General features: G+C 70.6%; 17 protein-coding genes. 7 read left to right on the top strand and 10 right to left on the bottom strand.

Annotated features, from left to right (window positions below):
- Window positions 1-123: 123 nt before the first annotated feature.
- The 3 genes from VMS22_04645 to VMS22_04635 all read right to left on the bottom strand — a co-directional run bounded on the left by VMS22_04645 (window position 124) and on the right by VMS22_04635 (window position 2,585).
- Window positions 124-339, bottom strand: a complete 216-nt coding sequence (locus VMS22_04645; GenBank protein ID HXJ33308.1) for a hypothetical protein — start codon at window positions 337-339, stop codon at window positions 124-126.
- Window positions 340-422: 83 nt separating this feature from the next.
- A complete protein-coding gene (locus VMS22_04640) occupies window positions 423-1,904 on the bottom strand; it encodes a DNA polymerase Y family protein (GenBank protein HXJ33307.1) in 1,482 nt (493 codons plus the stop codon).
- Between the two features lie 12 nt (window positions 1,905-1,916).
- Window positions 1,917-2,585 (bottom strand): hypothetical protein, encoded by a 669-nt coding sequence (locus VMS22_04635; GenBank protein ID HXJ33306.1) that lies wholly within the window; start codon window positions 2,583-2,585, stop codon window positions 1,917-1,919.
- Between the two features lie 54 nt (window positions 2,586-2,639).
- Between VMS22_04635 and VMS22_04630 the strand changes: the two genes are divergently transcribed.
- Window positions 2,640-3,518, top strand: coding sequence for a metallophosphoesterase (locus VMS22_04630; GenBank protein HXJ33305.1), 879 nt, complete (start codon window positions 2,640-2,642; stop codon window positions 3,516-3,518).
- Here the strand turns inward: VMS22_04630 and VMS22_04625 are convergent, their stop codons facing one another.
- Complete coding sequence (locus VMS22_04625; protein ID HXJ33304.1) at window positions 3,519-3,758, bottom strand: hypothetical protein; 240 nt, start codon at window positions 3,756-3,758, stop codon at window positions 3,519-3,521. It abuts the gene before it with no gap.
- A 44-nt stretch (window positions 3,759-3,802) separates the two neighbouring features.
- Between VMS22_04625 and VMS22_04620 the strand changes: the two genes are divergently transcribed.
- The 3 genes from VMS22_04620 to VMS22_04610 all read left to right on the top strand — a co-directional run bounded on the left by VMS22_04620 (window position 3,803) and on the right by VMS22_04610 (window position 4,775).
- Window positions 3,803-4,183, top strand: coding sequence for a hypothetical protein (locus tag VMS22_04620; protein HXJ33303.1), 381 nt, complete (start codon window positions 3,803-3,805; stop codon window positions 4,181-4,183).
- Between the two features lie 19 nt (window positions 4,184-4,202).
- Window positions 4,203-4,445 carry a hypothetical protein gene (locus VMS22_04615; GenBank protein HXJ33302.1) on the top strand — a complete coding sequence of 81 codons (243 nt, stop codon included), beginning with the start codon at window positions 4,203-4,205 and terminating at the stop codon, window positions 4,443-4,445.
- A 108-nt stretch (window positions 4,446-4,553) separates the two neighbouring features.
- A complete protein-coding gene (locus tag VMS22_04610) occupies window positions 4,554-4,775 on the top strand; it encodes a hypothetical protein (GenBank protein ID HXJ33301.1) in 222 nt (73 codons plus the stop codon).
- A gap of 4 nt (window positions 4,776-4,779) precedes the next feature.
- Here VMS22_04610 and VMS22_04605 read toward each other — a convergent pair whose 3' ends face one another.
- From VMS22_04605 to VMS22_04585, 5 genes are all read right to left on the bottom strand, one after another.
- Window positions 4,780-5,205, bottom strand: coding sequence for a nuclear transport factor 2 family protein (locus VMS22_04605; protein HXJ33300.1), 426 nt, complete (start codon window positions 5,203-5,205; stop codon window positions 4,780-4,782).
- 41 nt (window positions 5,206-5,246) lie between these two features.
- Complete coding sequence (locus VMS22_04600) at window positions 5,247-6,479, bottom strand: RNA polymerase sigma factor (GenBank protein ID HXJ33299.1); 1,233 nt, start codon at window positions 6,477-6,479, stop codon at window positions 5,247-5,249.
- 119 nt (window positions 6,480-6,598) lie between these two features.
- Window positions 6,599-6,952 (bottom strand): YciI family protein, encoded by a 354-nt coding sequence (locus VMS22_04595; GenBank protein HXJ33298.1) that lies wholly within the window; start codon window positions 6,950-6,952, stop codon window positions 6,599-6,601.
- Entirely contained in the window at window positions 6,949-7,308 is a 360-nt protein-coding gene (locus VMS22_04590; protein ID HXJ33297.1) for a YciI family protein, read from the bottom strand. Before VMS22_04590 ends, VMS22_04595 begins: the two co-directional genes overlap by 4 nt.
- A gap of 227 nt (window positions 7,309-7,535) precedes the next feature.
- Entirely contained in the window at window positions 7,536-7,895 is a 360-nt protein-coding gene (locus VMS22_04585) for a YciI family protein (GenBank protein ID HXJ33296.1), read from the bottom strand.
- A gap of 157 nt (window positions 7,896-8,052) precedes the next feature.
- On the opposite strand from VMS22_04585, the gene VMS22_04580 reads away from it, so the two are divergent.
- Window positions 8,053-9,441 (top strand): UTP--glucose-1-phosphate uridylyltransferase, encoded by a 1,389-nt coding sequence (locus VMS22_04580; protein HXJ33295.1) that lies wholly within the window; start codon window positions 8,053-8,055, stop codon window positions 9,439-9,441.
- Window positions 9,442-9,450: 9 nt separating this feature from the next.
- Here VMS22_04580 and VMS22_04575 read toward each other — a convergent pair whose 3' ends face one another.
- Window positions 9,451-10,854: a hypothetical protein gene (locus tag VMS22_04575; protein ID HXJ33294.1), complete on the bottom strand. Its 1,404-nt coding sequence runs from the start codon at window positions 10,852-10,854 to the stop codon at window positions 9,451-9,453.
- A gap of 204 nt (window positions 10,855-11,058) precedes the next feature.
- Between VMS22_04575 and VMS22_04570 the strand changes: the two genes are divergently transcribed.
- Both VMS22_04570 and VMS22_04565 read left to right on the top strand, forming a co-directional pair.
- Window positions 11,059-11,484 (top strand): hypothetical protein, encoded by a 426-nt coding sequence (locus VMS22_04570; GenBank protein HXJ33293.1) that lies wholly within the window; start codon window positions 11,059-11,061, stop codon window positions 11,482-11,484.
- Window positions 11,484-12,206 (top strand): hypothetical protein, encoded by a 723-nt coding sequence (locus VMS22_04565; GenBank protein HXJ33292.1) that lies wholly within the window; start codon window positions 11,484-11,486, stop codon window positions 12,204-12,206. Before VMS22_04570 ends, VMS22_04565 begins: the two co-directional genes overlap by 1 nt.
- The last annotated feature ends 173 nt before the right edge of the window (window positions 12,207-12,379 follow it).

Here is a 12,379-nt window from a genome sequence, read left to right as displayed (position 1 = left end):
CGAGTCGATGCACGACACGAAAGACGCCCTCGGCCATGCTCATCGCCGCACCGAGGTTGCTTGCCGCAACATGCGCGACGAACGCCTGACGATCCTCGATCGCTTGCGGAGGGTAGACGATTCTCAGCGACGCAACGGAGCGATGATGCGCCGCTGGACGTCGGGATCGTCCACTCCGCCTCCATGCTCGAGTGTGGTGAGGGCAAGCTCGATGCCTGCATCCTCCTCGGGCGTGAGGGGCGGGATGTCGTCGACCGACTCGACGACGTAGCGTCCTGCAGGAAGTCGCCGAAGCTCCTCGGGGAGATCAGCGCCGTTCCATCGGACGATCGTCGCCATGCGGTGACCATAGCCGCCTCGGCGTCGAGTGGCCAGAGGGACGGATGCTCAGTCGTGGGCATGATTGATCGACATGGTGAGAGTCAGTCGTACGCCCCATCGACGAACCACTCCCCCGATCGGCGATCGCGGAAGCAGCGGTAGATCCCGCCGTCGGTGAGCTCGAGATCGTAGTAGTCGCGCACGACGGGCGCGTCGTCCCACCATTCGGCGGTGACGCGCCAGGGGCCCGCGGCGCCGACGACGCGACCGCCGAGCCCCGCACCGCGCACGAAGCTCGGCGCGTCGCGCTCGGTGAACACCTGGAGCGGCTGCGGCGGACGGAGCGCGCGGATGACGAGGCGGCACGACGACTCCGCCGTGCGGTCCGGTAGCGTCGCGGACGGCAGCGTGAACGGCGCCACGGCCGCGTCGCCCGGGCGGTGCGAGTCGACGACGACGGGCGTGCCCACGCCCTCCGTGCCGCACATCGCGCCCAGCCGCGCGAGCGTGGTCGCGAGCCGCTCGGGCGACGGCCCCGCCGGGGCGAAGAGACCGAGCTGTGTGGCGCGCACGAGCGCCGGCGTGGCGACGATCGTGAGCTTCACGATCGCCGCGCGCGGCGGGTGCGCTTCGAGCTCGACGCGCAGACAGCCGAGGAGCGTCTTCACGTCGCGGGTGGGCGCGGCGAGCGGGATCGTGCGCGCATCGCGGCTCCGGTCGTCCAGCTCGAGCGCGAGACCGAGCCGCGCGCAGCCGATGCCCGCGAGGCCGAGCCGCTCGACGGCGCGCAGGACGAGGCCGTGCAGCACGAACAGGAGCGGCTCCAGGTTGTCGATCGCGTGCTCGAGCACGACCGACTCCTCGACGTCGCCGGCGATCGCCGCCGGCATGAGGGGGCGCTCGTCCTCGCCACGCGCGGCGCGGATGAGCGGCACGCCCGGCGGTCCGAGCCGCGTGGCGACCTCGCCCGTCGGGAGGAGTGCGAGCTCGCCGAGCGTGCGGATGCCCCAGCGCGCGAGCGTCACGGCGACGTCGGGGGCGGGGTCGAGGCAGGCGAGCGGCAACGGCGCCAGGAATCCCCGCTCGCTGCCGGCGGGCACGACCTCGGTGCCGTGACCGTGACGGGCGGCGAGCCGCGCCACCGTCATGCTCGACGCCACCGCAGCGCGCGCCTCGAGCCCCACGCGCGCCGCGCGCGCGACGAGCGCCGTCGCGAGCCCGGCTTCGGTGCCGGCGAGATGGGTCGATCCCTCGGCGTCGAGGAAGACCGTGGCGTCCGCGGCGACCTCGATGCGCTGCGCGAGCGATGCGGCGACGTCGACGAGCGCGTGCGCGGCCGATGCCTCGGCCGCGGCGTCGCGCCGGCGGACGATCAGCTGAGCAAGAAGTGCACGAGCCTGTGCAGCGGTGTGCTTCGCGGGACGGATGCCGAGCGCGCGGGCGCTCGCCGAGGCGGCGACGACGCGCGCGTGTGGTCCGGGGGCGTCGGTGAGGACGAGGGGACGGGCTGCACAATCGGGATCAGCGCGGCAAAGGGCGGCCACGGGAAGATCGGGCACGACGAGGCAGGCGATGCGGGGCATGGCCGGCGGCGATCACGCACAGGCGGCTTGCCTCAGGGTGAGCGCGCGGCCGGGAATGCCGATGCGGTTTCGGGTGACGGTGAGCGCGGCGGTGATGCCGGCGAGAAGGGTCGGGCGTCCGGTATCGCGATGCCACTCGGCACGCCGGGTGGTGATCTCGAGCCCGAGCGCCGCGTGCGCGCCGGCCTGACGATGCGAGGTGAGCACCAGCAGCGTCGTGCGCGTGCGCTCGGCGGCGCGCACGAGCCGCGGCCAGGGAGTGGAGGGGTGGGCGGCTTCGGCGAGGTCGAGGACGACCAGGCCGAAGCCGCCCGCGCCGAGGAGGCACTCGGCGGCTGGTGGGACGTCGTGCTCGGACCGGGGTCTGACCCAGAGCACGCGGGCAAGGACGAGGCCGGTGGTGGTGGCGGCCTCGGGGTCGAGGGAGTTGGCGGGATCGATCCAGGCGACGACCTCTCCGGCCTGCGTCGCCCGCGCCGCGATGGCGCAGGCGAGCCCCGTTCGGCCGGTGCTCCGCCGCCCGGCGAGCTCGGTCATGCGTCCACGTGGGATGCCGCCGCCCGTCGCAGCGTCGAGCGCCGCGATGCCCGTGGGAAGGAGGGGGTGGCCGCCCCGGGGCGAGGCACCTAATCGGATGTCCCCGGGACGGCCGAGCCGGTCGAGAAGGGCGGCGGCGGACATGGATCCTGTTTCGCTCTTTTTTCGCCTCGATGTCAAGGGGCGAGTGATCCTTACTTGACCCCCTCCCTGTGCTACCTCGACACCCCGATGCGGCGGCGATGGTGGGGATGGCTCGGGCTGCTCGTGGGCATCGCCGCCCTCGGGCTCGGGCTGCGCGCCTTCTGGATCGAGCCGGCGTCGCTTCGCGTGGAGCGCTACGTGCTGCCGCTCGAACGCTGGCCGTCTCGATTGAACGGTCTCCGCATCGCCGTGCTCGCCGATCTGCACGTGGGCTCGCCGTGGAACGGCATCGACAAGCTGCGGCGCATCGTCGACGAGACGAACGCCGCCGGCGCGGACCTCGTGCTCCTCGCGGGCGACTACGTGATCAAGGGCATTCCAGGCGGCACCTTCGTTCCGCCCGAGGAGACGGCTGCCGTCCTGCGCGGGCTGCACGCACCGCTCGGCGTGTACGCCGTGCTCGGCAACCACGACTGGTGGTTCGACGTCGGACGCGTGCAGCGCGCGCTCGCCGGCGCCGGCATCACGACCCTCGAGGACCAGGCGATCCCGATCGACGGCCCGCACGGCCGCTTCTGGCTCGCCGGCGTGAGCGACTTCTGGGAGGGACGTCACGACGTGCACGGCGCGCTCGCCGAGGTGACCGACGACGCGCCCGTCGTCGCCTTCACGCACAATCCCGACGTCTTTCCGCGCATGCCGGAGCGCCTCGCGCTCACGATCGCCGGCCACACGCACGGCGGTCAGGTGTGCCTGCCGCTCGTCGGCCGCTTGATCGTGCCGTCGCGCTACGGGCAGCGCTACGCGATCGGCCACGTCGTCGAGGACGGCCGGCACCTCTTCGTCACCCCCGGGCTCGGGACGAGCATCGTGCCGGTTCGCTTCCGCGTGCCGCCGGAGATCTCCGTCGTCGAGCTGCGCGCCGCGCCGTAGCTACGGCACGAGCCGCGCGGCGTTCTCGCCGAGGATCGCGCGCAGCGCGCGGTCGCTGAGCCCGAGCTGCCGGATGCCGTTCGCCGACTCCGCAATGGTGCACGAGGTGTTCGGGCAACGAAGAAGCGCCGGATCGCGCTCGCGAGCCGGTCCGGCATGATGTGGCAGTGCGTATCGACGAGCATCGCGGGGCACGGTGCAGGCGCCGCGGAACCGGGTCAACGGGCGAGCCCGTGTCACGCCGCGGGCTTCCCGTTCGTCTTCCGGTCTGAGAGAAGCCGACCATGCGACTCCTGCTGTGGATCCTGGGACTCGGGAACGTCGGGAACGGATGCTGGATGCTCGCGAATCCGGAGGGCTGGTACCGGAACCTGCCGGCCCGCGTCCCCGACACGGGTCCTTTGAACCTCCACTTCGTGCGCGACATCGGGTGTGCGTACACCGCCGTCGGGGTCGGCATGTGCGTCGCCGCCGAGGTTCCGGCCGCGCGCCGCGGCGTGCTCTACGGCGCGACGTTCTTCTACGTCGCCCACGCGCTGCTGCACGTGGCGGACATCACGGCCGGGAGGCTGCCCGCAGACCACTGGCTCGTCGATCTGCCCGGCGTCTTCGCGCCGGCGATCCTGCTGGCCATTCTCTGCCTGCCGAGGTTCCATCGCGCATGAGACGGAAGGAGCATCGCTGATGGCACGCGTCGCGGGCGTGCCGCCCGAGCGGGCCGGCCTCCTCACGCGGATCTTCTACCGCGTGGCGCGCCGGATGGTCGGAAAGGTCCCGGAGCCGATGACCATCTCCGCGCACAACCCGCAGATCTTCCAGGCGAGCGGCGCCTACGAGTTCTTCCTCGGCCGCGCGAGCCGTGTGCCGCAGCGCCTGAAGACGCTCGCGAGCATCAAAGCCGCGATGCTCATCGGCTGTCCCTTTTGAATCGACATCGGCTCTGCCGTCGGCAGAGCGGCCGGACTCACCGAAGAGCAGCTCCACGACGTTCCTCGCTTCGAGGAGAGCCCGCACTTCTCGGACGTCGACAAGCTCGTGCTCCGGCTCGCGGTCGCGTTGAGTCGGACGCCCGCCGACGTGCCGGAGGACCTCTTCGCGGCGCTCCGGCAGCATTTCGACGACGCGCAGATGGTCGAGATCAGTGCGGCGATCGCGTGGGAGAACTATCGCTCGCGCTACAATCGCGTGTTCGACGTCGGGGCCCAGGGCTTCTCGGAGGGGGCGTTCTGCCCGTTACCCGAGCGCCATCGCGAGTGACGCGTCAGGCGCTCCAGCTCGACGTCACGTGCTCGAGCCACCACGCGGGCGCGGCCGAGATGAGCGTGTCGATGTTGCTGTAGTCGCGCCACAGGGCGATCTTCCCGTCGCGCAACACCTGCACCGACACGAACGGCAGCGGGACCACGTGATCGGGCGCAAAGCACCAGTCCTCGGTGTGCTCGGTCACGACCGTCGCCTCGTCGGCCACCATGCGGTGCACGTGGTGGACGTGCTTCGGCACGCGACCGAGGCCGATCTCGAGCTTGCGCATGATCGCGGCCGGCCCCACCACCTTGGCCGCCGGGATCGGCACGTCGTCGTATTCGGCGTCGTCGGTGAAGAACGCGCCGATCTTGGCGAACTCGTGCGCGTACAGCGTATCCCAGAAGCGACGCACGAGAGCCAGATTCTGATCGCGGGTCGACATGCGACCTCGCTAGCGCGGCGCGCGCCCCCCGCGCAAGCCGCTCAGTGCGTCCGGCACTCCGCGATCCGCCGCGACAGGAACTCGCGCTCGGCGCCGTTCTCGGCGAGCGCCAGCGCGCGCTCGTACTCCTCACGTGCTTCGGCACGGCGCCCGAGGCGTCGCAGCAGATCGGCGCGGGACGCGGGCAGCAGGTGATACTCGCGGAGCTGGGGGACGTCGCGGAGGCGGTCGAGGATGGCGAGGCCGGCTTCCGGACCGTCGGCCATCGCGACCGCGACGGCGCGGTTCAGCTCGACGACCGGCGACGGCTGGAGGCGCACGAGCAGATCGTACAGCCCGACGATGCGTCGCCAGTCCGTGTCCTGGACGCGCTGCGCGCGCGCGTGCTCCGCCACGATCGCTGCCTGGACCGCGTACGGCCCGGGCGGCGAGGCGCGGAGCGCGCTCGCGCCGAGCGCCAGCCCCTCGTCGATCCGGGCGCGATCCCAGCGCGAGCGATCCTGGTCCTCGAGCAGGACCAGCGACCCGTCGGCCGCGGTGCGCGCGGCGCGGCGCGCGTCGTGGAGGAGCATCAGGGCGAGCAGACCCCGCGGCTCCGACTCGGCCGGGAGGAGCTCGCAGACGAGCCGCGCGAGACGGATGGCCTCGTGGCAGAGGTCGGCGCGCACGAGCGCGTCGCCGGCCGTCGCTGCGTAGCCCTCGTTGAAGACGAGGTAGATCACCGTCATGACGGCGCCGAGCCGCTCGGGCAGCGCGTCGGGCGGCGGGACCTCGTAGGGAATGCGCGCTTCGGCGATCTTCCGCTTCGCGCGCACGAGGCGCTGCGCCATGGTCGGCGACGGGACCAGGAAGGCGCGCGCGATCTCGTCGGTCGAGAGCCCGCACAGCGTGCGCAGCGAGAGCGCCGTCTGCACTTCCGGCGCGAGCGCCGGATGGCAGCACGTGAAGATCAGGCGGAGCCGCTCGTCCGGGATGGCGACGTCGCTCACGGCGAGGTCCGCGTGCGTTTCGGAGATGTGGCCGAGCTCGGTGCGGATGGCCTCGAAGCGACCCGTGCGCCGGAGCACGTCGATGGCGCGATTGCGGGCGGTGGAGATGACCCAGGCGCGCGGGTTGGTCGGTGCGCCCTCGCGCGGCCAGCGCTCGAGCGCGGCGGCGAAGGCGTCCTGGACCGCCTCCTCGGCGACGTGGAAGTCGCCGAGGAGCCGGATGACGGTCGCGAGCACGCGCCCCCACTCCTCGCGATAGAAGCGTTCGATGTCGGCCGTCTCCATCGTGGCGCCGCCATGGCATGTAGCTCACTCCCAGACCCGTCGCACCTCACAGGCGGTGTTGCCGGCCACGAGCCGCTTTGCCCACGCTATGGCCTCGTCTCTCATCGTCACCAGGTACCTCATGAGGCCGGCTCCCACACCGCGCGCACTTCGACGCTCCCGAACGGGTTCGGCACGCGCTTGGCCCACGCGACGGCCTCGTCCATGGAGGCGCATTCGATGAGGTAGTAGCCGCCGATCAACTCCTTCGCCTCGGCGTAGGGGCCGTCGGTCACGACGTGTGCGCCGTCGGAGTGGAGCCGGACGGTCTTCGCGTCACGGCTCGGGCCGAGCGCGTTGCACCCGAGGAACTTGCCCTGCGCGGTGAGGTCGCGCTCGAACGTGCCGTGACGGGCGACCACCGCTTCCTGCTGGGCCGCCGGCAGGCTCTGCCAGGCGAGCTCGTCGCTGATCAGCATGAGCAGGAACTTCATGACGGCACCTCGATCTCCGCGATGGGGCGGATCTCGATCGAGCCGCTGCGTGCGGTCGGGATGCGCGACGCGATGGCGATCGCGTCGTCGAGATTGCGCGCGTCGACGACGTAGAAGCCACCGAGCTGCTCTCTCGTCTCTGCGAAGGGGCCGTCGGTCACGAGGGTCTTGCCCGATCGCACGCGCACCGTCGTGGCGCACGTCGTGGGTGCGAGGGCGTCGCAGGTCTCGTACTTGCCGGCGCGCCGGAGGTCGGCGTCGAGCTCGGCGTGCCCCCGCATGACCGCCGCCTGCTCCGCTTCACTGAGCGCGTCCCATTCGGCGTGGTTCGAGTAGATGAGCAGCATGTAGCGCATGATCCCCCCTCCCTCGGAGACGAACGACCGTTCCGCGATTCGACGGCTTCCGACGACGGCGTGACCGCACGGCCTCGAGCACGACGAGCAGCGTCACGAGGATCGTTCCACAGGCCATCCCCGTGAGGAGCCACAAAAGCGGCGTGCGCAGCGCGTCCATCCATGCCTCGACCAGACCGGGCGCCAGCGGGTCGATGTAGGCGGGCGGCATGACGTGCCTCGCTTTCTCAGGGCAGGGGCGGTGGGACGCGGAGCGGGCGCACCTCGACCGTGCCCCACTCGCCCGCAGGGCAGGCCTTCGCGATCTCCAGCGCCTCGGCCGCCGTGTTGCACTCGACGATGATGTAGCCGCCGACCAGCTCCTTCGCGTCGATGAAGGGGCCGTCCGTCACGGTCAGCTTGCCGCCGCGCCGGCGCACCCGGAACCCCTCGGCGTCGGTGCGAAGCGGCTCGCCGACGGGCCGGTGGCCGCGGGCCGCGACCTCCTCCCTCCATGCGCTCATGCGCTTGTAGGCCTCGAGCCACTGCTCGTCGCGCCAGTCGCGCGACACCTCGCCGTCGAGCATCAGCAGCATGAATCGCTTCATCAAGATCCTCCACTCATGGGACGAACGGCATGGGCCCGGATCGACAGCCCCTCAGCGCAGCTTCTCGGGGTGGTGGACCTGCACGACCACGAGACGATCCGGAATGGCAAGGATCGACGGCGTGCCTCCCGCGGGTGAAGTTGCTACCTTCGATCGGGTGAGCACGAACGCGTTCGCGCCCTTCCAGGCCAAGATGGAGGCCGCCGGCGAGCCGGCCGTCGCGATCCGGATCTTCCGTCACTACTACGAGCTGCTGCGCGCCGGACAGCAGGGGAAGGTCTCCGCCGCCGAGATCGATCCGGTGACGGAGGTGCCCGACGCATCGGCGCTCGCGCGCTACGCCGACGCGGGCCGGGCGGCGCTCGCGAAAGCGGTCGTCGTGAAGCTGAACGGCGGCCTCGGGACGAGCATGGGGATGACGAGGGCGAAGTCGCTCCTGCCCGCCAAGCAGGGCCTCTCGTTCCTCGACGTCATCGTCCGCCAGACGCTGCACCTCCGGCGCACGTTCGGCGCGCGGCTGCCGCTGGTGCTCATGAACAGCTTTCGTACGCGCGAGGATTCGCTCGGCGTCCTGGCCCGCTACCCGGACCTCGCGACGGATCTCCCGGACGACTTCCTCCAGCACAAGGTACCGCGCATCCTCGCCAGCGACGGAACGCCGGTCGCGTGGCCAGCGGACCCCGAGCACGAGTGGTGTCCACCGGGCCACGGGGACATCTACGCGGCGCTCCTGACGTCCGGTCTCCTCGACGCGCTGCTCGCGCGCGGCTTCGAGTACATGTTCGTCTCGAACTCGGACAACCTGGGAGCCGTCCTCGACGTCGACATCCTCGGCTACGTCGCCGCCGAGCGCGTGCCGTTCCTGATGGAGGTGATCGATCGCACCGAGGCGGACCGCAAGGGCGGCCACCTCGCGCGCTTGAAGGATGGACGCCTCATGCTGCGCGAGATCGCGCAGTGTCCAGAGACCGAGACGAACGAGTTCCAGGACACCACGCGCCACAAGTTCTTCAACGCGAACAACCTGTGGGTGAACCTCCGCACGCTGAAGGACGTGCTCGACCGCACGGGCGGCGTGCTCGGCCTGCCGATGATCACGAACGAGAAGCCGGTCGACCCGGCCGATCCCGCGTCGCCGAAGGTGATCCAGCTCGAGACGGCCATGGGCGCGGCGATCTCGGTGTTCGAGGGCGCGCGCGCGGTGCGGGTGTCGCGGGCGCGTTTCGTCCCCGTGAAGACGACCGGCGACCTTCTCGTCCTGTGGTCCGACGTCTACGACCTCACGGACGACTATCGCGTCGTGCTGTCACCCAGGCGCCGCGGCCCGAGCCCGCTCGTCGATCTCGACGGCGCTTTCTATCGTCGCGTGCAGGACCTGGAGGCGCGCTTTCCGCACGGCGCGCCGTCGCTGGTCGGCGCCACGCGCCTGCGCGTGCGCGGCGACGTCCGCTTCGGCCGCGACGTGGTCGTGACGGGCGACGTCGCGATCGCGCACCCGGGTCCCGGGCCGCTCGCGATCGCCGACGGCACGCGCCTCGGCGCCTGACGCGTCGTCTCAGTCGGAGTTCGCGTTGACGAGCGTACTCGTGTTCTTCTTGGCCTTGCTGTAGGTCGCGCTCCAGCACTCGTTGTTGCTCGCCTGGAGCTGCACGACGATGGGGAGCGTCAGGGGGAACGCGCCGAAGCCAAGCTCGGCCCCCTTGCCCTTGGCGTTGACCTTGGCCTTGCCGGCCTCGCCGGAGACGAGGGCGACCTCGTCCAGGGCACCGTTCTTGTCGCGGTAGTTGAACCCCTTCTTGCTCGCCTTCCAGCACGGCTTGCCGCCGCACGTGACGCCGCCGGGAACCTCGAGGTGGGTCACGAGGTGCTCCCCGCCCTGATCGTAGACGCAGAGCGCGTAGCGCGTGTCCGTCAGCGGATCGCCGAAGTCGGTCTTGGCGCTCGCGTCGCCCTTGCCCCAGCGCCACTCGAGCACGTCCTTCGTGTCGGGCGACTTGTTCTTGGCGGCGAGGCGCGCCTTCCCGCGGCCCGGCGCGCGGCAGGTCGTGCTCGGCACGCGCCCGCACAGCGGGCCGGCGCCGGCCGGCAGATCGATCAAGACGAGCACGAGGCCGAGGCAGTCGTCGACCGGGTCCTGACCATCGAGATTCAGGGCGTAGGTGCCGGGCGCGCCGAACAGCGACGTCACGTCGAAGTCGTGGATGTCCCACAGGCTGCCGTTGGGCGACCGGTTGCCGGCGCCGAGCGGCACCGTCGTCCCGTCCCAGTGGGTCTCGTCGTCGGGGACGGTGAGGCTCCCGGAGCCGGACATGAACGTGAGATCGCTGTCCTCGAAGTCCTGCCCGTCGGCGACGTGGAGCTGCGCGTGCACCGTGCCGCCGTTGTAGGTGATGGTCGCGAGCAGGGCGTGCCAGCCGTCGTCCTCGCCCGGGAACTGCTCGGGGTTGTTCGAATCGTTGCCCTCGAAGAAGATCAGGTCGCGGTTGTTGGCCCGGTTGCCGTCGTCGAAGATGACGACGAGCGACGCGCCGTTCGCGTCGTGCCCCGGCTTCGAGGCGAGACCCGAGACCGTGTACGCGCCGTCGCCCGTCACGAACGGCGTCACGTCGGCGCGGAACGCCCGGCTGGCGCCGTCGCCCCAGCAGTTCGTCGGAGCGTCGCCCAGCGACACGCCCGTCACGGCGTTGCCGTTGAACGAGATGCTCTCGTTGTCGTAGATGCCGTCACCCCCGGCGTCGAGCCCGTCGACGCCGTGCCAGTAGAGGTAGGCCCTCTTGACCGTCCCGGTGACGCCACTGATCGTGATGGACGCATCGTCCGAGCCGATGGCGCCGACACCCGCCGACGTCCAGTCGACGCCGAACTCGCCGCGCGCGAAGGCGACGGGTGTCGCCCGCGCGGTCGATGCAGCGAGCGAGGCAAGGCACGTGAGGCCGAGCAGGAGCAACATGGGGCGCATCGTTCATTCCTCCAGCGTGGGGTGGATAGAAAGGGCCGTTGCATGACAGACCCCGGGCGCCGCGGCAAGACGCCTGGCGCGGTCGACGTCCGGTTCATCGCGGGATCTAAGGCGCGCGCGGGATCTCACCTCCCGCCGCCGGCGGCCGCATCGTCGCCGAGACGGAAGAGGACGCGGCACGACTCCGGGTCCAAGCTCGACGGTGTGGTGCTCGAGGACACCCGCGACTGGTTCGCCCAGGACGACGACGGCAACGTGTGGTACTTCGGGGAGAACACGACGCTCGTCGATCGCGGCTTGCCCGTCGATCTGTCCGGCACGTGGACGGCGGGTATCGACGGGGCGCAGGCGGGCATCGTCATGGAAGCGCATCCGGCGCTCGGCGACTTCTACCGCCAGGAGTTCCTGCTCGGCGAAGCCGAGGATCTCGCGGAGGTCACGGGGCTCGACGAATCCGTCACCGTCCCGTTTGGGGCATTCGACCACTGTCTCAAGACGACGGAGTCGGCTCCGATCGCGCCGGGGGACGTTTCGGACAAATTCTACGTCGCCGGCGTCGGGAACCTGTTGACGGTCGAACCCAACGGGGACAGGTCCGAGCTGGTGCAGATCACCAAGGAGGTCCCATGATGCGCAGCGCTCTCATGGTGGCGTGGATCGTGCTCGTTGCCGGTGTTTCCACCTGGTCGCACGCCGCCTCGCCGACGTTCAGCCATCCACTCGACATCACCAATCCGCTCCATCCCTTCCCGCCCGGCGCCGTGAAGGTCTTCGCGGGCTCGAAGGACAAGGCGAAAACCGTGATCGTCGACATCTACAAGTCGGAGACGAGGACGTTTCAGCTCGCCGGCGCCGACGTTCCCTGCCACGTCCTTCAGGAGACGGAGTTCCAGGGCGGCCAGCTGAGCGAGATCTCCCAGAACTTCTTCGCCCAGGCCGACGACGGCGCCGTGTACTACTTCGGCGAGGTGGTCGACGAGTACGAGAACGGCATCGTCACCGCCCACGAGGGAAGCTGGCTCGTCGGCGGGCCGACGACGCCGGGCGATCCGGCCGAGACGGCGAACGCGTCGATGCCGGGCCTTTTCATGCCGCCGAATCCCGCCGTCGGCGACACGTACAAGCCCGAGGACCTCCTGCCCGTGGTGGACGAGACGGACACCGTGAAGGCGGTGGGCAAGGCGGTCGGTGTTCCGGCCGGCCGGTTCGCCAACGCGATCCAGGTGCTCGAGACGAGCCAGCTGCCAGGCGCGCCCGAGACGAAGTGGTACGCGCCGGGCATCGGGGTCCTCAAGGGCAAGACGCAGGGCGAACGATTCGCCCTCATCGCCAGTACGTTCGGAACCCCCTGAGTCGGAATGCCGTGAGTCGCGCCTGATCTCTACGGAACGCGAACCGCCCGGACGAAGTCGCCGAACTCCTTCGCGTCGCTGTCGACGTTGCCGTTGGAGAAGTTGACGTTCCAGGCGTGCGCCAGGTTCGCGACGTCGGTGCTCGCCGACCAGTAGTCGAGGGGCCGCGTCGG

This window comes from Candidatus Eisenbacteria bacterium (assembly GCA_035577985.1).
Taxonomy (GTDB): Bacteria; Desulfobacterota; Binatia; order DP-6; family DP-6; genus DATJZY01.
This window is presented reverse-complemented; position numbering and strand designations above follow the sequence as displayed.